20 protein-coding genes are annotated in these 19891 nt (G+C 68.9%); 8 read left to right on the top strand and 12 right to left on the bottom strand.

The window, feature by feature from the left end:
- Positions 1-20 precede the first annotated feature (20 nt).
- Entirely contained in the window at positions 21-557 is a 537-nt protein-coding gene (locus ACXYX3_RS02180) for a TetR/AcrR family transcriptional regulator (RefSeq protein WP_241205573.1), read from the top strand.
- The gene (locus ACXYX3_RS02175) at positions 554-2146 is read left to right on the top strand and encodes an MFS transporter (protein WP_458609973.1); all 1593 of its coding nucleotides are present in this window, start codon (positions 554-556) and stop codon (positions 2144-2146) included. The genes ACXYX3_RS02180 and ACXYX3_RS02175 overlap by 4 nt, the downstream gene beginning before the upstream one ends.
- On the opposite strand, the gene ACXYX3_RS02170 is transcribed toward ACXYX3_RS02175, so the two are convergent.
- From ACXYX3_RS02170 to ttfA, 4 genes are read right to left on the bottom strand one after another with little or no spacing between them, the layout of a single operon-like run.
- Complete coding sequence (locus ACXYX3_RS02170; RefSeq protein ID WP_458609972.1) at positions 2039-2683, bottom strand: TrmH family RNA methyltransferase; 645 nt, start codon at positions 2681-2683, stop codon at positions 2039-2041. The genes ACXYX3_RS02175 and ACXYX3_RS02170 overlap by 108 nt on opposite strands.
- Positions 2683-3570 carry a hypothetical protein gene (locus ACXYX3_RS02165; protein ID WP_458609971.1) on the bottom strand — a complete coding sequence of 296 codons (888 nt, stop codon included), beginning with the start codon at positions 3568-3570 and terminating at the stop codon, positions 2683-2685. The genes ACXYX3_RS02170 and ACXYX3_RS02165 overlap by 1 nt, the downstream gene beginning before the upstream one ends.
- A gap of 6 nt (positions 3571-3576) precedes the next feature.
- Positions 3577-4353, bottom strand: a complete 777-nt coding sequence (locus ACXYX3_RS02160; RefSeq protein ID WP_458609970.1) for an SDR family NAD(P)-dependent oxidoreductase — start codon at positions 4351-4353, stop codon at positions 3577-3579.
- A 13-nt stretch (positions 4354-4366) separates the two neighbouring features.
- On the bottom strand, positions 4367-5131 hold the full coding sequence (gene ttfA, locus ACXYX3_RS02155) for a trehalose monomycolate transport factor TtfA (RefSeq protein ID WP_458609969.1): 765 nt from the start codon (positions 5129-5131) through the stop codon (positions 4367-4369).
- A gap of 108 nt (positions 5132-5239) precedes the next feature.
- Here ttfA and ACXYX3_RS02150 point away from each other — a divergent pair, with 108 nt between their 5' ends.
- Positions 5240-5914 carry an SDR family NAD(P)-dependent oxidoreductase gene (locus ACXYX3_RS02150; protein ID WP_458609968.1) on the top strand — a complete coding sequence of 225 codons (675 nt, stop codon included), beginning with the start codon at positions 5240-5242 and terminating at the stop codon, positions 5912-5914.
- Between the two features lie 84 nt (positions 5915-5998).
- On the opposite strand, the gene clpB is transcribed toward ACXYX3_RS02150, so the two are convergent.
- Positions 5999-8545: an ATP-dependent chaperone ClpB gene (gene clpB, locus ACXYX3_RS02145; protein ID WP_241205566.1), complete on the bottom strand. Its 2547-nt coding sequence runs from the start codon at positions 8543-8545 to the stop codon at positions 5999-6001.
- A gap of 221 nt (positions 8546-8766) precedes the next feature.
- Here clpB and ACXYX3_RS02140 point away from each other — a divergent pair, with 221 nt between their 5' ends.
- Positions 8767-9384 (top strand): CYTH domain-containing protein, encoded by a 618-nt coding sequence (locus tag ACXYX3_RS02140; protein ID WP_458609967.1) that lies wholly within the window; start codon positions 8767-8769, stop codon positions 9382-9384.
- On the opposite strand, the gene ACXYX3_RS02135 is transcribed toward ACXYX3_RS02140, so the two are convergent.
- Together ACXYX3_RS02135 and ACXYX3_RS02130 are read right to left on the bottom strand one after the other, a co-directional pair.
- Positions 9381-9734 carry a VOC family protein gene (locus tag ACXYX3_RS02135; RefSeq protein ID WP_458612274.1) on the bottom strand — a complete coding sequence of 118 codons (354 nt, stop codon included), beginning with the start codon at positions 9732-9734 and terminating at the stop codon, positions 9381-9383. The genes ACXYX3_RS02140 and ACXYX3_RS02135 overlap by 4 nt on opposite strands.
- 35 nt (positions 9735-9769) lie before the next feature.
- Positions 9770-10729 (bottom strand): antibiotic biosynthesis monooxygenase, encoded by a 960-nt coding sequence (locus ACXYX3_RS02130; RefSeq protein WP_458609966.1) that lies wholly within the window; start codon positions 10727-10729, stop codon positions 9770-9772.
- A gap of 34 nt (positions 10730-10763) precedes the next feature.
- Here ACXYX3_RS02130 and ACXYX3_RS02125 point away from each other — a divergent pair, with 34 nt between their 5' ends.
- From ACXYX3_RS02125 to ACXYX3_RS02115, 3 genes are read left to right on the top strand one after another with little or no spacing between them, the layout of a single operon-like run.
- Positions 10764-11435, top strand: a complete 672-nt coding sequence (locus ACXYX3_RS02125; protein ID WP_458609965.1) for a GAP family protein — start codon at positions 10764-10766, stop codon at positions 11433-11435.
- Between the two features lie 35 nt (positions 11436-11470).
- Complete coding sequence (locus ACXYX3_RS02120) at positions 11471-12631, top strand: FAD-binding oxidoreductase (protein ID WP_458609964.1); 1161 nt, start codon at positions 11471-11473, stop codon at positions 12629-12631.
- 24 nt (positions 12632-12655) lie between these two features.
- Positions 12656-13558 (top strand): aldose 1-epimerase, encoded by a 903-nt coding sequence (locus tag ACXYX3_RS02115; RefSeq protein WP_458609963.1) that lies wholly within the window; start codon positions 12656-12658, stop codon positions 13556-13558.
- Here the strand turns inward: ACXYX3_RS02115 and ACXYX3_RS02110 are convergent.
- The 5 genes from ACXYX3_RS02110 to dnaK all read right to left on the bottom strand — a co-directional run bounded on the left by ACXYX3_RS02110 (position 13551) and on the right by dnaK (position 18954).
- Positions 13551-14810, bottom strand: coding sequence for a DoxX family protein (locus ACXYX3_RS02110; RefSeq protein ID WP_458612273.1), 1260 nt, complete (start codon positions 14808-14810; stop codon positions 13551-13553). The genes ACXYX3_RS02115 and ACXYX3_RS02110 overlap by 8 nt on opposite strands.
- Before the next feature lie 68 nt (positions 14811-14878).
- Positions 14879-15268, bottom strand: a complete 390-nt coding sequence (locus ACXYX3_RS02105) for a heat shock protein transcriptional repressor HspR (RefSeq protein ID WP_241205550.1) — start codon at positions 15266-15268, stop codon at positions 14879-14881.
- Positions 15250-16431: a molecular chaperone DnaJ gene (dnaJ, locus tag ACXYX3_RS02100; RefSeq protein WP_458609962.1), complete on the bottom strand. Its 1182-nt coding sequence runs from the start codon at positions 16429-16431 to the stop codon at positions 15250-15252. The genes ACXYX3_RS02105 and dnaJ overlap by 19 nt, the downstream gene beginning before the upstream one ends.
- A 40-nt stretch (positions 16432-16471) precedes the next feature.
- Entirely contained in the window at positions 16472-17098 is a 627-nt protein-coding gene (gene grpE, locus ACXYX3_RS02095; RefSeq protein ID WP_458609961.1) for a nucleotide exchange factor GrpE, read from the bottom strand.
- Positions 17095-18954 (bottom strand): molecular chaperone DnaK, encoded by a 1860-nt coding sequence (gene dnaK / locus ACXYX3_RS02090; protein WP_458609960.1) that lies wholly within the window; start codon positions 18952-18954, stop codon positions 17095-17097. The genes grpE and dnaK overlap by 4 nt, the downstream gene beginning before the upstream one ends.
- A gap of 364 nt (positions 18955-19318) precedes the next feature.
- Here dnaK and ACXYX3_RS02085 point away from each other — a divergent pair, with 364 nt between their 5' ends.
- Positions 19319-19861 (top strand): hypothetical protein, encoded by a 543-nt coding sequence (locus tag ACXYX3_RS02085; RefSeq protein WP_458609959.1) that lies wholly within the window; start codon positions 19319-19321, stop codon positions 19859-19861.
- The last annotated feature ends 30 nt before the right edge of the window (positions 19862-19891 follow it).

Here is a 19891-nt window from a genome sequence, read left to right as displayed (position 1 = left end):
ACGTGAGCTATAGTCGTCTCATGTCGACGCGAGAAGATCTGCTCCGCGCCGCCGCCGACTACCTCGGGCGGCGGCCCAACGCGACGCAGGACGAGATCGCCTCGGCGGTCGGCGTCAGCCGCGCGACGCTGCACCGGCACTTCTCGGGTCGCACCGCGCTGATGGCGGCGCTCGAGGAGCTCGCCATCAGGGAGATGAGCGAGGTGCTGGCCGTCGTCCGTCTCCACGAGGGACCTGCCGACGAGGCGCTGCGCCGGCTGGTGATGGCGTGCGAGCCCATCGCGCCCTACCTGGCGCTGCTCTACAGCCAGAGCCAGGACGATGTGACCGCCTGCATCGAGGTGTGGGACGAGGTCGACGGCGCGATCACAGAGCTCTTCGTCCGCGGGCAACGCGACGGAGTGTTCCGGCCCGACCTGCCTGCCGCCTGGCTGACCGAGTCCTTCTACAGCCTGGTCGCCGCGACCGACTGGTCCATCCGCGCCGGCCGAGTGGCCGCCCGGGACGGCACCCGACTGATCATCGACCTTCTCTTGAACGGAGTACGCACCTCATGACTCGCCGCTGGCTCGCACTCGGCGTCCTCACCCTCGCCGTCTTACTCATCGGTGTCGACGGCACCGTCCTGGCGCTGGCAACACCGTTCATCAGTGCCGACCTCGGCGCCACCGGCACCGAGATCCTCTGGATCGGCGACATCTACTCCTTCGTGCTCGCCGCGCTGCTCATCAGCATGGGCAGCCTGGGCGATCGCATCGGTCACAAGAAACTGCTGCTCTGGGGCGCGACGGGGTTCGCCGCGGTCTCCGCGATCTCGGCGTACTCGAGCACCGCGCCGATGCTGATCGGCACCCGCGCGCTTCTCGGCATGGCGGGTGCGACGCTGGCCCCGGCCACGCTTGCGCTGATCCGCGGCCTGTTCGCCGATCAACGGGAACGCAGCATCGCGGTCGGCATCTGGGCCGCGACGTTCTCCGCCGGCGCCGCGCTGGGACCCGTGGTGGGTGGCGTGCTGCTCGAGCACTTCTGGTGGGGGTCGGTCTTCCTGATCAACATCCCGGTGATGGTGGTCCTGGTGGTGGGCGGGCTGTTACTGCTACCCGAGCACCGCGATCCCGAGCCAGGCCCGTGGGATCTGCCCAGCGTCGCGTTGTCGATGGTCGGCATGATCGGCGTGGTCTACGCGATCAAGGAGGGCTTCACCAGCCTGGCCGAAGGCGTCGGGGCCGACGTGGTGGTCGCGGGCGCGCTCGGCGCTGCCGCGCTGGTCGCGTTCGTGCGCAGGCAGCTGCGGCTGCCGCACCCGCTGATCGACGTGCGGCTGTTCGCGAACCCGCGGTTCTCCGGCGTCGTCGCCGGCAACCTGCTCTCGGTGCTGGGGCTGTCAGGATTGGTGTTCTTCCTGTCGCAGTACTTCCAGCTGGTGCACGGCTACGGCCCGCTGAAGGCCGGGTTGGCCGAACTGCCGGCCGCTCTCACCGCCACCGTGTTCGGTGTGCTCGCCGGCCTGCTGGTGCGCTACGTGTCCCACCGGGCGGTGCTCGCCACCGGCTTGGCGCTGGTCGGCGCCGCGATGGCGGGGATGATGGTCACGCTGCTGGTCTTCACCCCGATCGCCCCGTATCTGCCGTTGGGCATCGCGCTGTTCGTCGTCGGCGTCGGGCTGGGTCTGGCGTTCACCGTGGCCAGCGACGTCATCTTGGCCAGCGTGCCCAAGGAGCGCGCCGGTGCGGCGGCGGCCGTGTCGGAGACGGCCTACGAGCTCGGCATGGCGCTGGGTATCGCGGTGCTGGGCTCGATCGTCACCGCGGTGTACCGCACAGTGGTCGTCGCGCCGGGGGTGCCGGCCGCAGCGGCCGCGCAGGCCCGCGACTCGCTGCCGCATGCCCTGGAGGCAGCGCAGACACTGCGGCCGGCCCAGGCCGAGGGCCTTCTCGACGCCGCGCGCACCGCATTCACGCACGGATTGTCGGTGGCCTCCGGGGTCGGCGCGCTCCTGCTGCTGTCCTCGGCCGTCGCGGTGTGGATTCTGCTGAGATCACCAGGCCAGGTCGAGGTCGGCGTGCTGGCGGACCCAGGTGTGCATCGCGATGCCGGCGGCGACCGCCGCGTTGATGCTTCGTGTGGAGCCGAACTGCGCGATTGAGACTGTCAGCGCCGCACCGCTTTTCGCGTCGTCGGTGATACCGGGCCCCTCCTGGCCGAAGATCAGCAGCGCCGCCCGCGGCAACGTCACCTCCTCGATACGCGCCGCGCCCGGCACGTTGTCGACGGCCACCGGGGTCAACCCGTCCCGGGCAGCGGCGTCGAGCAGTGCGGCCGTGCTGTCGTGGTGGCACAACCGCTGATATCGGTCGGTCACCATGGCGCCGCGCCGGTTCCAGCGTCGCCGGCCGACGATGTGCACGGTGTGCACGGCGAACGCGTTCGCCGTGCGGACCACGGCGCCGATGTTGGCGTCGTTGCCGAAGTTCTCGATCGCGATGTGCAGCGGATGCCGTCGGGCGTCGATGTCGGCGACGATCGCCTCCCGCGTCCAGTACCGGTACGCGTCGACGACGTTGCGAGTGTCGCCGTCGCGCAACAGGTTCGGATCGTAACGGGGGTCGTCGGGCAGAGGACCCGGCCAGGGTCCGACGCCCGGCCCCTCCCCCCACTCGGTGGGACCGGGCGAATCGGTCATCACCGCGTCCACAGCGCCGCATGCGTGCCGACCACCGACACCGTCGCATACAGCAGCGCCTCGTTGATCTCCCCCTGCGTGCACAGCGACGCACGCACATGCACGCCGTCGCGCGACGCCTCCGGCAGGACCAGCACGGACGCTCCGTAGACGTCACAGGCGTGGCTGAGGCCGCGACCCGGCATCGTCGGGGCGGCGACCACCATCAGCGGGCCGCCGCGGGCGGCGGCGTCATCGCGGTAGCGAGCGGCCAACCCGCTGATGTCGAGCCCGATCAGCATGTATCCCTTACCGGTGAACGCCTCGGGATCGCCGAGTGCGGTCGGGTTCAGCGCGGTGCCGTCGGCGCGGAACGCGTCCAGGCTGGTGGCGGTCAGGTCCAGTCCCGTGTCGTTGGCGTTGATCTCCGGCAGACCGACCGGGAACGCGACGGGATAGGCGACCGTCGACCCGGCGATGCGGTCGCGCGGTGAGTAGGCGTAGACGCCGCGCACCTGACTCTGGTCGCGGAACGGCCCGATGCAGACGGTGCCCGACATACGGTTCGGGTCCTGCGCGGAAACCGGTTGCAGCGCAAGCGATGTCACGTCCTCGCAGCCGCCGATCACGTTGGCCTCGACGGGGTGATCGAGCGCCCCGTACAGACCGAAGCGCATGTCGCCCGGCGCGGCGTGGGGGGCGCCCTGCTGAGACGGTGCGGCGTCGATGTCGACGAGGACGTAGTCGGCGTCGAAGCGCAGGTCGGTCACCGCGATGTTCCAGCCGAGGACGGCCAGCGATTCACCGATCGTCGCGGTCAGCGCCGAGTACACGTCGGGACGGTCGTCGTCCTTCGAGCAGGAGGTGGCGGTCAGCACCAGGACCACCAGGAACGCGATCAGCCGCACGGCATCTCAGGTCCGGCCACGGCCCTTGCCCACCGTTCGCGTCAGGGCGCGCACCAGCGTGCGGGGCACCATGCGCCCGCCGGTGGTCAGCGCCTTGTACTGCAGGCCGGGGATGATCACGACCTTGCCCTTGGCCATGTCGCTCATCGTCTCGGCCACCACGTCGTCGACCTCGAGCCACAGGAACGAGGAGGTGCCCGCCATGTCGATGCCGGCGCGGGCGTGGAACTCGGTCCGCACGAATCCCGGACACAGCGCGTGCACGCCGACGCCGGTGCCGCCGAGCCCGTTGGCCAGCCCCTCGGAGAAGGACACCACCCACGCCTTGGACGCCGAGTACGTCGACCCCCGGCCGGGCAGCAGACCCGCGACGCTCGCGACGTTCAGCACGGTGCCGTTGCCCGCGGCGATCATCGCGGGCAGCGCCGCATGGGTCAGCGCCATGACCGCGGTGACGTTGACGTCGAGCTGCGCCTGCAGCTGCTCGTAGGGGGCCGACCAGAACTCGCCGGAGGTGCCGAACCCGGCGTTGTTGACCAGGACACGCACCCCGGCCCGCAACCGCTCGGCGACGGTGTCCCGATCGGCGGCCGACGACAGATCCGCGGTGATGGTCTCCACCCCGGTGCCGTGCCGCTGCCGCAGCTCATCGGCCAACCGGTCCAGCCGCGCGGTGTCGCGGGCCACGAGCACCAGGTCGTACCCGTCGGCCGCGTAGCGGCGCGCGAAACCTTCGCCGATCCCGGCGGTCGGTCCGGTGATCAACGCGACGGGACGGGACATGCCCAGAGGATAGCTACCGCTGATAGTTCGGCGATTGCCGGCCGTTGCGCTGCCCGGGGGGTGGCGGGGGCACGGGACGGCGCGGCTGCTCAGGCCGCGGCGGCGTCGGGGTCAGCGGCCGGCTCGGGGAGCCGCTGCGGCGCGCCACGGGCTGACCGGCCGCGGCCGACGGCACCGGCGGCAGCACGCGCAGCAGGTCGTTGAACTGACGCACGGTGCGCAGGCCCTCGTCCCACTGGGCGCGGGTGCTGGTCACCGGCATGCTGATCAGCGTCCAGTTCTGCTCGTTCCACATGATCTCGGCGCAATCGGGCGCGGTGTGGGCGAACGTCACCATGCGCCGGTCGCACGCGCGCCGGGCAGCGTCGAGGTTGGTGGAGTAGACCATGCGGGGCCCGATGGCCCCGAGCAGCCAGATGTCGCTCTCGCGCGGCTCCTTGATGCCCTTGAGCCGCATGTCGACGACGACGTTCGTGCCGACCTTGCGGTGCAGCGCGATGACCGTCGCGACGTCCTCGAGGTCGAAGATGAACACGGCCTCGCCGCGGATCTGCCCGAGGACGACGTTCTTGGCCGTCACATCGCCGACAGTGGACATCACGCCGCGCTTCCAGCGGTCCAGGATATCGGCGGATTCGGGTTCGTAGTCGAAGCCGTGCGACTTCGCCCACGACTTGCGGCGCCGGCCCAGACCGCGACGGCGGTCCTGGTCGACGTACAGCAGAACTGCCGCACCCACGAAACAGAGTGCGGACAGCGTGAACCAGAGCGGAACCATTGCGACCAGAGTATCCGCTCCCGGGGGTCCGGTCCGAATCCGTTTGGGTCACAACCCGGTCACCTTCTCCGGGATCTCTCGTCGTCGTCTGCCCCGCATACTGGCCCGATGACCGATCTGACCGGCACGTCCTACCTCGTCGTCGGGGCCAGCGGGGCGCTCGGATCACACATCGCGCGGCTCCTGATCGACCGCGGGGCGGCGGTCACGGTGACGGGCCGCAACGCCGACGCGCTCGGCCAGCTCGGCGACGTCCACGCCGTCACCGCCGATCTGCGCGAGCCCGACGCCGGGCGGACCGTGGTCGAGGCGGCTCGCGAACAGCACGGCCGGCTCGACGGCGTCGTCATCGCCGCTGGTGTGGTGGCGTTTGGGCCGTTCACCGACATCGACGACGACACCGTCGACGATCTCGTGCTGGTCGACTTCCTGGCCCCGTTACGGGTGATGCGCGCCGCGCTGCCGGCGCTCGAGCCCGGCGGGGTGATCCTCGGCATCAGCGCGGTCGTCGCGGAGAAGCCACTGCCCAACATGGCCGTCTATTCGGCGGTCAAGGCGGCGACGGCGGCGCTGTTCACCGCGGTGCGCAGCGAGGCACGCCGACGCAAGGTCCGTGTTGTCGACGTGCGGCCACCCCACACCGAGACCGGCCTGGCGGGCCGGGCGATCGCCGGCGACCCGCCGCGGCTACCGCAGGGGTTGGAGCCTGATGCGGTGGCCGAGCGGATCGTCGACGCGCTGCTCAGCGACGAGACGGACCTCCCGAGCACCGCGTTTTCTTAGGCGGCACCTTTTTCCCAGGCAGACGCAAACTCGCGTGCTTTCGGCAGAAAACACGCGAGTTTGTGTCTGGTCGCGGGACCTAGCTCAGCCCAGAACCAACCGGTCGCCGTCGGGGCTGACGTTGACGGGCACGATGTCGCCGTCGTGCACGTCGCCCGCGAGCAGCATCTTGGCCAGCTGGTCGCCGATGGCCTGCTGCACCAACCGGCGCAGAGGCCGCGCGCCGTACAGCGGGTCGAAGCCGCGCTCGGCGAGCCACTTCTTGGCCGGCAGCGACACCTCGAGGGTGAGCCGGCGCTGCGCCAACCGCTTGGCCAGCTGGTTGAGCTGGATGTCGACGATGGAGACCAGCTCCTCGGGGTTGAGCCCGTCGAAGATGATCACGTCGTCGAGCCGGTTGATGAACTCGGGCTTGAAGGCCGAGCGCACCGCCGCCATCACCATCTCCTCGGTACCGCCGGCGCCCAGGTTGGACGTCAGGATGAGGATGGTGTTGCGGAAGTCGACCGTGCGGCCCTGGCCGTCGGTCAGCCGGCCCTCATCGAGCACCTGCAGCAGCACGTCGAACACGTCCGGGTGGGCCTTCTCGATCTCGTCGAACAGGATCACCGTGTACGGACGACGACGCACCGCCTCGGTCAGCTGACCGCCCTGGTCGTAGCCGATGTAGCCGGGAGGCGCACCGACCAGCCGAGCCACCGAGTGCTTCTCGCCGTACTCGCTCATGTCGATGCGGACCATCGCCCGCTCGTCGTCGAACAGGAACTCCGCCAACGCTTTTGCCAGCTCGGTCTTACCGACACCGGTTGGACCCAGGAACATGAACGAGCCCGTCGGCCGGTTCGGATCGGCGACACCGGCACGCGACCGGCGCACCGCATCGGAGACGGCCTGCACGGCCTTGCGCTGCCCGATGACGCGCTTGCCCAGCTCCTCCTCCATGCGCAGGAGCTTGGCGGTCTCGCCCTCGAGCATCCGGCCCGCCGGGATTCCGGTCCACGCCGACACCACATCGGCGATGTCGTCGGGGCCGACCTCCTCCTTGAGCATCACGTCCTCGCGGGCTTCCGCCTGCGGCACCGCGGCGTCGAGCTTCTTCTCGACCTCGGGAATCCGGCCGTACCGCAGCTCGGCGGCCTTGGCCAGGTCACCGTCGCGTTCGGCCCGGTCGGCCGCGCCGCGCAGCTCCTCGAGCTGCTCCTTGAGCTCGCGGACGACGTCGATGGCGCTCTTCTCGTTCTGCCAGCGGGTGGTCAGCTCCGAGAGCTTCTCCTTGTGGTCGGCCAGTTCGGCGCGCAGCTTCTCCAGCCGGTCCTTCGACGCCGCGTCCTCCTCCTTGGCCAGCGCCATCTCCTCGATCTCGAGGCGACGCACCAGCCGCTCGACCTCGTCGATCTCGACGGGCCGGGAGTCGATCTCCATCCGCAGCCGGGACGCGGCCTCGTCGACGAGGTCGATGGCCTTGTCGGGCAGGAACCGCGAGGTGATGTAGCGGTCGGACAGCGACGCGGCCGCCACCAGCGCGGAGTCGGTGATCCGCACGCCGTGGTGCACCTCGTAGCGTTCCTTGAGCCCGCGCAGGATGCCGACGGTGTCCTCGACAGAGGGCTCGCCGACCAGCACCTGCTGGAAGCGCCGCTCGAGTGCGGCGTCCTTTTCGATGTACTTGCGGTACTCGTCGAGCGTGGTCGCACCGACCAGCCGCAGCTCACCGCGGGCGAGCATCGGCTTGATCATGTTGCCGGCGTCCATCGCGGACTCACCGGTCGCGCCGGCTCCGACGATGGTGTGCAGCTCGTCGATGAACGTGATGATCTGTCCGGCGGAGTTCTTGATGTCGTCGAGGACGGCCTTGAGGCGCTCCTCGAATTCACCGCGGTACTTCGCGCCGGCCACCATCGAGCCCAGGTCGAGCGAGATGACGGTCTTGTCGCGCAGGCTCTCCGGCACGTCACCGGCGACCACGCGCTGGGCCAGGCCCTCGACGATCGCGGTCTTGCCGACGCCGGGTTCGCCGATGAGCACCGGGTTGTTCTTGGTTCGGCGGCTCAGTACCTGCACGACGCGACGGATCTCGGTGTCCCGGCCGATGACCGGATCGAGCTTGCCCTCGCGGGCGCGTGCGGTCAGATCGGTGGAGTACTTCTCGAGCGCCTGGTAGGTGCCCTCGGGATCGGGGCTGGTGACGCGGGCACTGCCGCGGACCTTGGTGAACGCCTCACGCAGCGCCTGGGGCGATGCGCCGTGGCCGGTCAGCAGCTTGGCGGTGTCGCTGTCGCCGGTCGCGAGACCGACGAGCAGGTGCTCGGTGGAGACGTATTCGTCGTCCATCTCGGTCGCGAGATGCTGGGCGGCGGTGATGGCCGCGACGGCCTGCGGGGCGAGCTGGGGCTGCGACGCCGAGCCGGTGGCGCTGGGCAGCCGGTCGAGCAGACGCTGCGTCTCGGCGCGCACGGTCGCGGGATCGACGCCGACGGCCTCCAGCAACGGGGCGGCGATGCCGTCGTTCTGCGTCAGCAGCGCCATCAACAGATGAGCGGGCGTGATCTGCGGGTTGCCCGCGGCCGTTGCCGCCTGCAGCGCCGACGTCAGGGCCGCCTGGGTCTTGGTCGTCGGGTTGAACGAGTCCACGACACTCCTTTACGGGTCCGACGGGCCACACGGGTGACCCGGAAAATTATTTGTCGACAGAATCAACGCGGACAACCTTGAGTCTGTTCCGCTCAACTTTAACTTTTTTGCCGACGCGACACCAGGGGCCGAACGTCACCGATCGCCTCGCGGACATTTCACCTGGTGGACACGGACGCCATGTTCCCGACCTGGACTGCGACCAGGGTTAACGTCAACGCATGTCCGACATCGGCGACTTCGAGTACGAACGAAAGTTCTTCGTTCGCGACATGCCGGCGGTCGCGGCGTCCGACCCGAGCCCGCTACTGATCGCGCAGGCCTACCTGTTCGTCTCGGACGGATACGCCGTGCGGGTACGTGTGCAGGGACCGGCCCCCGCCGACCTCGACGCAACGCCGGCCGAGCTGGTGACGGCCCTGGGCGACGAGTCGATGGGGACCATGACCGCCAAGGGCCCGGCCGCCGGTGGAACCCGCTACGAGGCCGAGCGCGAACTCGATCCGCTGCTGGCGGGCCAGATCGTCTCGCGGGCCGACCATGTCGTGGTCAAGATCCGCTCCTCGGTCTGGCTCGGCGAGGACGGGTGGGTGATCGATCGCTTCCTGGGCGCCAACGCCCCGTTGCTGATGGCCGAGGTCGAACGCGACAACCCCGTGGTCGATCTCGCGATCCCCGCGTTCTGCACGACCGAAGTGTCCGAAGACGACCGGTTCCGTAACGAATACCTGGCCCACCATCCGTTCGGATCGTGGGCAGAGCAGTTCGGAGGCGAACTCGACTCCCGCGGGCCGGCTTTCGTCGACAGCCTGGGTCAGAACCGCTTCGACGGCCCCTAATACTCGACGCGGAACCCGCCGATCACGGTGACGGTGTTCCCGTCGGGATCGGTGAGCGCGGACAATCGCACGCCCTTGTCGGCCTCGACCACCCCGCCCGGCTCCAGCCCGCGCGTCCGCAGCTCCGCAAGTGTGGCCTCGAGGTCGTCGACGGCCAGGTTGAACAACCCCGACCCGGCGCGGACAGGGTCGCAGAACACCTGCAGCCACGCTCCGGGCAGCACCTGCCACTCGATCAGGCTGGGCATCGGGTGGTTGTCCTCCGGCCTGCCGAACAGCGCGGTGAACCATGGGCGGCTGGCCTCGACATTGCTGACGGGCAGGACGGCGAGGAGGTGGTCGATCGTCATACGGTTCTGACCGTCGGTACCGCCGGGAGTCATCGTCACGACGCGTAATCCCAGAACTGCAGCTCGTGCACGCTGGCGAACACCGTCAACGTCACCGCGTAGACCACGAGGATCACCGCCACGCCTACCCCGCTCACGCGAGCACCGGCGCCGTCGACCGGGTCCAGCCACCGGCGCAGCGGGCGCGACGCCGCAGGCATCAACCACCACTGCATCGCGACGATGCTGACGATCTGGCTGATCCACAGGGCCAGCCACGGTGGCGCACCCGCGTGATCGACGACCGGCCCGAGGAACCGGGACAGCAACATCACCGTCGGGTAGAGCACGGCGAGGACCAACATCGCCGACTTCCAGTTGGGCGTCATCAACGTCTGACCGTCCTGCACCCGCACCGTGGTGCCGAACGGCGTGGTGCCGGTGCTGAAGTCCCTGCTCAGGGTGCCACGCATCTGTTCCAGCGCAGCACCGCGCTCGGCGGAGGCGAGCCACTGCGCGAGCTGCGCACCGGTGCGGAACCGCACGACCGAGGTCCATTCGCCGTCCTGTTCGCCCGCCACCAGGACCGTCCCCAGGTAGCCCGGCTGCGTCGCCGCGGCCCGCGAGAGCCGGGCCTGTGTGGCCCGGAACTCGTCGTCACAGCCGGCGGCCACGACATGCCCGAACACGCCGATGCCCGACGCCTGCACGTTGTCCGCCGTGGTCACCACGTCGGGCGTCGCGGTCCAGAATCCCCGCGCCCGCCCGTCGCGCAGCACCGCCTCGCGGTCGGGGCTGTCGAGCCACCGGTGCAACGCGGCATCGTCGCAAAACGTTACGGCGACAGCGCGATCCGACGTCACGTCCACCACGTCGGAAACCCGGCCCGACAGGTGTCCGTGCGCGTCACGGGCGCAGGCCAGGAGCCGGGCGGCCCAGCGGGTGAACTCCGCGTCGTCACCATCGGCGTGGAAGACCGTCACCGCCGTCGCCGGGCGCGGTCCGGGCTGAGTCATTAGACGACGATAGCGGCGGGGCTTTGCTAGGTTCTTGGCCGTGTCGTGGGGATCCGTGCTGGCCGAGCTCGTCCCCTTGGGCCTCGTCGTCGCGCTGTCCCCGCTGACCATCATTCCCGCGGTGCTGGTCTTGCAGACCCCACGGCCCCGGCCCACCGGACTGGCCTTCCTCGTCGGCTGGATCATCGGGCTCGCGGCGCTGACCGCGGTGTTCCTCGAGCTGTCGAACCTGATCGGCGGTATCGGCACCAAGCCGCCGGGCTGGGCGTCCTGGCTGCGCATCGTCGTCGGGGCGGCGTTGATCGCGCTCGGCGTGTACCGCTGGATCAACCGCGCGAAGTCCGAGCACATGCCCGGCTGGATGACCCGGATGAGCTCCATGACCCCGCCGAAGGCCGCAGCGACCGCGTTGGCCCTGACCGTCGTCAACCCCAAGGTGCTGTTCCTCTGCGCGGCAGCCGGTTTGGCGATCGGATCGGCAGGCATCGACGTCCCGGCGGTGTGGATCGCCGAGGCCTGGTATGTGCTGGTCGCGGGATGCACGGTGGCGTTGCCCGTGCTGGCCTACGCCGTGTCGGGTCAGCGGCTCGACCCGACACTGGCCAGGGTCCGGGTCTGGCTGGAACGCCAGCACGCGGCGCTGATCGCCGCCATCTTCGTCGTGATCGGAATCCTGGTGCTCTACAAGGGCATTCACGGCCTGTAGGTGGCCTGGCCGCGGGTGACCTAGGATCGTGCGGCGTGGGCCTGGAAGATCGCGAGTCGATGTACATCCTGCGGGATGCGCTCGACACCGGTGACGATGCGCTGGTCGGCGACTTCTACACCCGTTGGTTCGCCTCCGATCTGTCGGCGCGCGACCTTTTCCCCCCGGAGATGGCCACCCAGCGCAAGGTGTTCGGACAAGCTTTGAGCTGGTTGTGCGACGAGCTGATCGCCCAGCGGGCCGAGGAACCGGTGGCGTTCCTCGCCCAGCTGGGGCGCGATCACCGCAAGTACGGTGTGACGTCCGGCCACTACGAGACACTGCAGCTCGCACTGCTGGCGACGCTGCGCAGGCACCTGGCCCACCGCTGGGATCGCCGCCTCGACGAGGCGGTCACCGACGTGGTGTCGCTGATGGTCGGCGTCATGAGCGGCGCCGCCGATGCGGAGACCAGCCCCCCGTTCTGCGACGGCACCGTCCTCGAACACCTGCGGCCCACCCGCGATGTCTCGGTGATCCGGCTGAAGATGGATCACGCGCTCGGCTACCACCCCGGCCAATACGTGCCGGTGCAGGTTCCGCAGTGGCCGCGGCGGTGGCGCTACCTGAGCCCGTCGATCCCGGCCGATCCCGCCGGTTACGTCGAGTTCCACGTGCGGTCGGTGCCCGGTGGCATGGTCAGCCGGGCGATCGTCGGCGAAGCACGCCCGGGTGACCGCTGGCGGGTGTCCAACCCGCACGGCGCGCTGGACATCGACCGCGACGACGGGGACGTCCTGATGGTGGCCGGCAGCACCGGTCTGGCACCGCTTCGGGCCCTGATCATGGACCTGACGAGGTTCGGGGAGAACCCGCGCGTGCACCTGTTCTTCGGCGCGAAACACCCCTGCGAGCTCTACGACCTGCGCACGCTGTGGGAGATCGCGGCGACCAACCCCTGGCTGTCGGTGACGCCGGTGTCCGAGTTCGACTTCGACCCGCCGTGGGCGGCGCAGTACCCCGACGTGACCCCGCCGCGGGGCCTGCACGTCCGCCAGACCGGGCGGTTGCCCGAGGTGGTCACCCGCTACGGCAGCTGGGGAGACCGCCAGATCCTGGTGTGCGGCCGCCCGGAGATGGTGACCGCCACGAAGGCCGCGCTCATTGCGAAAGGCGCGCCCGCCGAACGAATTCGCCACGATCCTCTGGCGAGCTGAGCACACGTGGCAGGATCGCATGCCATGGACACGTTCGAAACCGTGACGCTGCGTGATCCGTCCTCCGCGCTGACCGCCACCTACGTTCCGGCCGCCGGGATGGTCACCAGCTCGCTGTCCGACGACGGTGTGGAACTGCTGGGCCAGCGGCGGGGACTGCAGGCCTATGTGTCGAACCACAAGACCATGGGCATCCCGATCCTCTACCCGTGGGCCAACCGGTTGAGCAGCATGGGCTACGGGGTCGACGGCGCGGTGGTGACATTGACGCCGGGCACGGGTGGGGTCCGCACCGACGAGCACGGGGTGCCGATCCACGGGACGTTGGCGGCGTACCCGGACTGGACCGTGACGACGGCGCTGGAATCGCAGATCACCGCCGAACTGGACTTCGCCGCGCGGCCCGCGCTGCTGACCACGTTCCCCTTCCCGCATCTGCTCACCCTCGATGCGACGCTGCGTGACCGCACGCTGACGGTGACGACGACGGTGACCGCGACGACGGGTGCGCGGGTGCCGCTGTGTTTCGGGTTCCATCCGTACCTGCAGTTGCCGGGGGTGCCGCGCGCGCAGTGGCTCGTCGAGACGCCGGCGATGCGCTATCAGCCGGTCAACGCCTGGGGCATCCCGACCGGCCGGGTCGAGCCGCGTGCGGCTGCGTCGGAGATGTTGGGCGACAGGTTCATCGACGAGGGTTTCGACGAGGTGGCGCCGGGCTCGGTGTTCGCGGTCTCCGGTGGGGGCCGCCGCATCGAGGTGCACTACGACCAGGGTTACACCGCCGCGCAGGTGTTCGCACCCGGCGAGGACGACGTGATCTGCTTCGAGCCGATGGCCGCGCCCACCGACGCGCTGCGCCGCGGCGGGTATCGCGAGGTGGCGCCGGGCGAATCGGTGTCCGCGGTCTTCCGCGTCGTCGTCAGCTGATCTGCCGCGCGAACCGCGGGTAGTCCTGCACCCAGCGAAAACCGGTGCTGTGCAATGGAAATGACTGCGGTTCGACCCTTTGCAGTGTCAGGGTGATCGGACGGTCCGCGATCCGGCCGTCCAGTTCGAGCCGATCCGGGCCTTGTCGCAGCGGCCGCAGTGCCAGCCCGTCGGCCCTGATCGTGCCGTCGGCATCGACGGTGATCGGCTCGTCGCGCAGCGTGCCATCCGCGCGCTGATAGGTCAGTACCCCGGGTACGTCGAAAACCACACGGCGCCAGTCGCTGTCGCCGATGCCGGAGTCGGTGATCTCCCAAATACCGTAGAGCTCGGGCTTTGTCCGCCCACCCCCGTAGTCGTACCAGGCAGTCACTCCCCCGACCAGGCAGCCGGCGAGCGCCCACACCCCCAGCACGGCCACCATGGTGGCGGCGATTCGATTCCGGCGGGCATCGGCGAACAACGGCGGCTGCGTCGTGGGTTGGGCGGGCCGCTGGAGCACCAGGAGGTCGGCGATCCTGCGGGCCTGCGGCGCGAGTAGGAACAGGCTGATCAGGAGCAGGTGTGAGGACAGGATCTTGACGGGGACGTCGTAGCTGAGGTTGAGCAGGAACACCTGCGCCATCGCCATCGCGGCGATCAGCGCGCCGAGCGTGGCCGTCCGGTTCCAGAACAGCAGCAGTCCGGCGACCAGTTCTATTGTGCCGAGCGCGATTTCGTACGGCAGTGAGGTGCCGACCTGAAGCCACAGCACCGAGGCGGGGGTGAGGTCACCGAACGGCTGCAGGAGCGCCGCCAGCGGCGGGGCAGGCATCTGAGTCGGGATCACCTTCGCGATGCCGTAGAACAGCAGCTGCCCGCCCAGGCACATGCGGAGGAACACACAGAACCAGGCGTGCAGACGGGTGTAGTTCTCTCGGCGACGGTCCAGGATCGACCAGGCGAGGGTGGCCGACGCCGAGATCACCACGAGCACGAACAGCATCACCCAGATGACGGCCTGGTCGCCGCTACCCGAATCGCGATGCAGCACCGCGTCGATGCCGAAGACGTGCTGCCCGATCCACGTCAGCGCCGGTTCTATCAGCGTCATCTGCCAGATCACCGCGTCGGAGGGCAACCACCGGGCGAGGACCCCGAGGTAGACGAAGAGGATCTGCGCGAACAGCAGGCAGAACAGGCCGAAGTAGACGACGCAGAACCGGAAGGCGATTCGCGTCATCGGATGCCAGGTAGTGGACACACAGTCCATCGTGGCCGGGACGGCGTCGACGCTCAACCGTGCCTGCCCCCGCGGACAGACGGGGGCTGACCCCCGGCTCAGCGTTGGTTACGCGGCTGCCAGACGACCAGCGCTGTGCTCTTGGCCCGGGGTTGCGCGCGCAGGTGCTCGACCTCGGCGGAGAGTTCACGCACCCGTGCCTGCAGCGCCTCGACCTGATTGGTCAGTTCGATGATGCGCTTGATGCCGGCCAGGTTGACGCCCTCGTCCTGCGAGAGTCGCTGCACTTCGCGTAGGAGGTCGACGTCGCGTTGCGAATAGCGCCGTCCCCCACCGGATGTGCGTTCGGGGCTGACCAGGCCGAGCCGGTCGTATGTGCGCAGCGTCTGCGCATGCATACCGGCCAGCTCGGCGGCGACCGAGATCAGGAACGTCCTGGCCTGGTCCTTCTGGTCCTTGCGCCCGGGGCTCACTGGGCACCGGCCCATCCCGCCCGCGGATCGAAGCCGCTGGCGCGCTCGGCTTGTGCGTAGGCCTCCAACGCTTCGGCGGCCTCACCTTCGAGATTCGACGGCACGGCTACCTTCACGGTGACCAACAGGTCGCCGTTGCCGCCGGAGCGTTTGGGCACCCCACGACCGCGCACCCGCAGGATGCGTCCGTCCGACGTGCCCTTCGGCACCCGCACCCCGACCTTGCCTTCCAGCGTCGGCACGGACAGCGTTGTGCCCAGGGCCAGTTCATGGAAGGCGACGGGCACGGTGACCGTCAGGTCGTCGCCGTTGCGGCCGAACACCTTGTCGGGGCGCACATGCACGGTGACGTAGAGGTCCCCCGAGGGGGCGCCGCGCAACCCTGCTTCGCCCTGACCGGCGAGCCGGATACGTTGTCCGTCTTCGACTCCCGGCGGTATCCGCACGTTGATGGTGCGCGTGCGGGTGGTGACCCCGGTGCCCTTGCACTCGTCGCAAGGGTGCTCGATGATCGACCCACTGCCACGGCACTCCGTGCACGGCTCGGAGAACCCGAACGCACCCTGGTTGCGGCTGACTACACCGGCGCCGTTGCAGTTCGGGCAGACCTTCGGGCTGGTGCCCGGGCGGGCACCGCTGCCGTGGCAGTTCGTGCACGGGGCAGGGCTGGTCAGCCGCAACGGCATCGCCACCCCCTTGGTGGCCTCGAGGAAACTCAGTTCCGTCTCGGTCTCGAGGTCGTTGCCCCGCCGCGGACGGCTCGGCCGTGGCTGCTGCGCGCCGCGGCCGAACAAGCCGCCGAACAGGTCACCGATGTTCGCGCCGCCGGTCTGACCGGCGGCGTCGAACAGGTCATTGAGGTTGAACTCCTGACCATCGCCACCGCCGAACCCGCCGAATCCGCCACCGCCGCTGTAGCGGCCGCGGCCGAACCCGCCGCCCGCGAAGAGCCGACGGGTCTCGTCGTACTCCTTGCGCTTGGCGGGATCGGTCAGCACTTCCTTGGCCTCCGAGGCGGCCTTGTACCGCTCCTCGGCCGCGGCGTTGCCGGGATTCCGGTCGGGGTGGTTCTCGGCGAGAATCTTTCGGGCAGCCCGCTTGATCTCGTCCTGGCCGGCGTCGGAGGCGACGCCGAGCTCCTTGTAGAAGTCCTTCTCAACCCACTCACGCTGGGCCATACCGCGTCACCTCCTCACCTTTCGTCGCGGTTGTCAATTCCTATGATTCTGCTGGCTTTTGCGGTTCTTGGTCGGTATTCGCCGATCCGGCCGCGTCGGGCCCCGAGTCAGGCCCCGAGTCAGGCACGGTGTCGACGACGCCGACCATCGCGTGGCGAACCACGTGATCACCGACGGTGTAGCCGCGGCGCATGACCGTTCCGACCACCGGATGCGTGCCGTCGCCCTCGTGCTGCACGGCCTCGTGCAGCGACGGGTCGAAGGCGTCGCCCTCTTCGCCGAACGGTTTGAGCCCCAACCCTTCGAGGGTCGAAACCAGCTTGTCCGCAACGGATTTGAGGGGTCCGGAGTCCAGGTCGCCGTGCGCGCGGGCCCGCTCGAGGTCGTCGAGCACGGGCAGCAGCTGGGTCACCACGTGAGCCTTGGCTCGCTCGGTGGCCACCTGCTGATCGCGCAGCGAGCGCTTGCGGTAGTTCGCGAAATCGGCTTGTACCCGCTGCAGGTCGGCCAACAGCTCGGCGGCCTTGTCCTGCGACTCCTCCGACACGGTCGGCACCTCCTCGGCCGGCCCGGAGGCCGGCTCAGGTGCGTCGCGCACCTGGCCGGTCTGCGGGTCTATCCGGCGCTTGTCGGTGACGGTGATCGGTTCTTCGCGATCGTCACTCACTTGCGCTCCTGATCGTCCTCGACAACCTCGGCGTCGACAACGTCGTCGTTGGAGCTCGAACCATCGGTCGCCTCACCGCCGGCAGCGCCCTGCTCGGCCTGGGTGGCCTCGTAGATCGCCTGGCCCAGCGCCTGGCTCTCGGTGCCGAGCTTCTCCATCGCGGCCTTGATCGCCGAGATGTCGGTGCCGGCGAGCGCGGACTTGGCCTCGGCGATGGCGCCGTCGACCTTGGTCAGCGTGTCCTCGGAGACCTTGGACCCACCTTCGGCCTCGCGCTGTTCCTTGACGAACTTCTCCGTCTGGTAGACCAGCGACTCGGCCTGGTTGCGGACATCGGCCTCTTCGCGACGCTGACGGTCCTCGTCGGCGTGCGCCTCGGCGTCCTTGATCATCCGATCGATCTCTTCCTTGGAGAGGCCGGAGCCTTCCTGGATCTTGATCGTGTTCTCCTTGCCGGTGCCCTTGTCCTTGGCCGTGACGTGCACGATGCCGTTGGCGTCGATGTCGAACGTGACCTCGATCTGCGGCACACCGCGCGGGGCCGGCGGGATGCCGGTCAGCTCGAAGCTGCCGAGCAGCTTGTTGTGCGCGGCGATCTCACGCTCGCCCTGGAACACCTGGATCTGCACCGACGGCTGATTGTCGTCGGCCGTGGTGAACGTCTCCGAACGCTTGGTCGGGATCGTGGTGTTGCGCTCGATGAGCTTGGTCATCACGCCGCCCTTGGTCTCGATGCCCAGGCTCAGCGGGGTGACGTCCAGCAGCAGCACGTCCTTGACCTCGCCCTTGAGCACGCCGGCCTGCAGCGCGGCGCCCACGGCGACGACCTCGTCGGGGTTGACGCCCTTGTTGGGCTCCTGGCCATCGGTCATCTCCTTGACCAGCTCGGAGACCGCGGGCATACGCGTCGAACCACCGACCAGCACGACGTGATCTATGTCGCCGACGGCGATGCCGGCGTCCTTGATCACCTGCTGGAACGGCTTGCGGGTGCGGTCCAGCAGATCCTGCGTGATGCGCTGGAACTCCGCGCGGGTCAGCTGCTCGTCGAGGAACAGCGGGTTCTTGTCCGCGTCGACGGTGATGTAGGGCAGGTTGATCGAGGTGCTCTGCGAGCTCGAGAGTTCGATCTTGGCCTTCTCGGCCGCTTCGCGCAGCCGCTGCATCGCCATCTTGTCCTTGGTCAGGTCGATGCCCGAGGTGGCCTTGAACTTGTCGACGAGCCATTCGACGATCCGGTCGTCCCAGTCGTCGCCACCGAGGTGGTTGTCACCGGAAGTGGCGCGCACCTCGACGACACCCTCGCCGATCTCCAGCAGCGACACGTCGAACGTGCCACCACCGAGGTCGAACACCAGGATGGTCTGCTCTTTCTCGCCCTTGTCCAGGCCGTAGGCCAGCGCGGCCGCGGTCGGCTCGTTGACGATGCGCAGCACGTTGAGGCCGGCGATCTGGCCGGCTTCCTTGGTGGCCTGCCGCTGGGCGTCGTTGAAGTACGCGGGCACGGTGATCACCGCGTCCGCGATGTCCTCGCCGAGGTAGGACTCGGCGTCGCGCTTGAGCTTCATCAGCACACGGGCGCTGATCTCCTGCGCGGTGTAGTTCTTACCGTCGATCTCCACAGTCCAGTCGGAGCCCATGTGCCGTTTCACCGAACGGATCGTTCGGTCGACGTTGGTCACCGCCTGGTTCTTGGCGGGCTGACCGACCAGCACCTCGCCGTTGCGCGCGAACGCCACGACCGACGGGGTGGTGCGGGAGCCCTCGGAGTTCGCGACGACGACGGGGTCGCCACCCTCCAGAACTGCGACGACGGAGTTGGTGGTCCCGAGGTCGATGCCGACCGCACGAGCCATAGTTACTGCCTCCTGATTAGACGAAACGTGTGTACTGAGTGCACCGGGCTCAACACTGCTCCTCGGCATGGGGTCCTGTCAAGCAGAACTTGAGTCTGTGTCACTCAACTGTCGAAGTGGTCAACGGGGCGTCCGCGCCATTTGTTCCCCGCGACCCGCGAGAGTGCCGTCAGCGTCGTCGCACCGCGACCCCCGCTACCTTCAGGGCACTTTCGCGGGGCGCGTTCCGGCGGGAGCGCACTCAAGGCTGTGAACACGCGCATTACACGACCATGGCTTCTCAGCGGGCTGGTGCGAAGTACTTCTACGCTCGTCCGCGAGTCACTCCCGTCACACCGATCACATGCTGCGTACGCTGGGCCAGGTGAACACGCGGCTGGTGGCGGCAGGCTTGCTGGCCATTGCCGCGCTCACCGGCTGCCAGTCCTCGATCGAGGGCACCGCCACCCGCAGCCCGGACACCGGCATCGAGCCCGACTTCCCTACGCCGCGGCCCAGCCGCTCGACGCCTCCCCCGCCGAGTACACCTGAGCCCGCGCCGTCCCCGACGACCACCCGCGCACCGTCCGGCGAGGTGCTCAGCCCGCAGAACGGCTACGTGTTCATCGAGACCAAGTCCGGCAAGACCCGCTGCCAGCTCGATGAGCAGGAGGTCGGCTGCGAATCGGCCTTCATCAACGCTCCCGAGGTGGAGGGGGAGCCGGCCAACGGCGTGCGCTTGACCGCCGACGGCAGGGTGAGCTGGGTGCTCGGCAATCTCGGCGCCATTCCCGCCGTCACCCTGGACTACCGCACCTACTCCGCGCTCGGCTGGACCATCGACGCGACCGAAGACGGCACGACCTTCACCAATGACGGCACCGGGCACGGCATGACGATCAGCACCGAGGGCGTCGAGAGCTTCTAGGGTTTGACCAGCCCGCTGCGCCGGGAACAG

The sequence above is a fragment of the Mycobacterium sp. Panama NTM2 genome (genome assembly GCF_054355555.1).
The sequence above is the reverse complement of the archived record's forward strand: the minus strand, read 5'-3'. Positions and strand labels throughout refer to the sequence as shown.

Coding starts and splice junctions, on each gene's coding strand:
- dnaJ (WP_458609962.1), bottom strand. CDS start 16,431: ATGGCCCAGCGTGAGTGGGTTGAGAAGGACTTCTACAAGGAGCTCGGC.
- ACXYX3_RS02105 (WP_241205550.1), bottom strand. CDS start 15,268: ATGGGCCGGTGCCCAGTGAGCCCCGGGCGCAAGGACCAGAAGGACCAG.
- ACXYX3_RS02115 (WP_458609963.1), top strand. CDS start 12,656: ATGGACACGTTCGAAACCGTGACGCTGCGTGATCCGTCCTCCGCGCTG.
- ACXYX3_RS02180 (WP_241205573.1), top strand. CDS start 21: ATGTCGACGCGAGAAGATCTGCTCCGCGCCGCCGCCGACTACCTCGGG.
- ttfA (WP_458609969.1), bottom strand. CDS start 5,131: ATGGTTCCGCTCTGGTTCACGCTGTCCGCACTCTGTTTCGTGGGTGCG.
- ACXYX3_RS02160 (WP_458609970.1), bottom strand. CDS start 4,353: ATGTCCCGTCCCGTCGCGTTGATCACCGGACCGACCGCCGGGATCGGC.
- ACXYX3_RS02140 (WP_458609967.1), top strand. CDS start 8,767: ATGTCCGACATCGGCGACTTCGAGTACGAACGAAAGTTCTTCGTTCGC.
- dnaK (WP_458609960.1), bottom strand. CDS start 18,954: ATGGCTCGTGCGGTCGGCATCGACCTCGGGACCACCAACTCCGTCGTC.
- ACXYX3_RS02130 (WP_458609966.1), bottom strand. CDS start 10,729: ATGACTCAGCCCGGACCGCGCCCGGCGACGGCGGTGACGGTCTTCCAC.
- ACXYX3_RS02135 (WP_458612274.1), bottom strand. CDS start 9,734: ATGACGATCGACCACCTCCTCGCCGTCCTGCCCGTCAGCAATGTCGAG.
- ACXYX3_RS02175 (WP_458609973.1), top strand. CDS start 554: ATGACTCGCCGCTGGCTCGCACTCGGCGTCCTCACCCTCGCCGTCTTA.
- ACXYX3_RS02170 (WP_458609972.1), bottom strand. CDS start 2,683: ATGACCGATTCGCCCGGTCCCACCGAGTGGGGGGAGGGGCCGGGCGTC.
- ACXYX3_RS02150 (WP_458609968.1), top strand. CDS start 5,240: ATGACCGATCTGACCGGCACGTCCTACCTCGTCGTCGGGGCCAGCGGG.
- ACXYX3_RS02110 (WP_458612273.1), bottom strand. CDS start 14,810: ATGGACTGTGTGTCCACTACCTGGCATCCGATGACGCGAATCGCCTTC.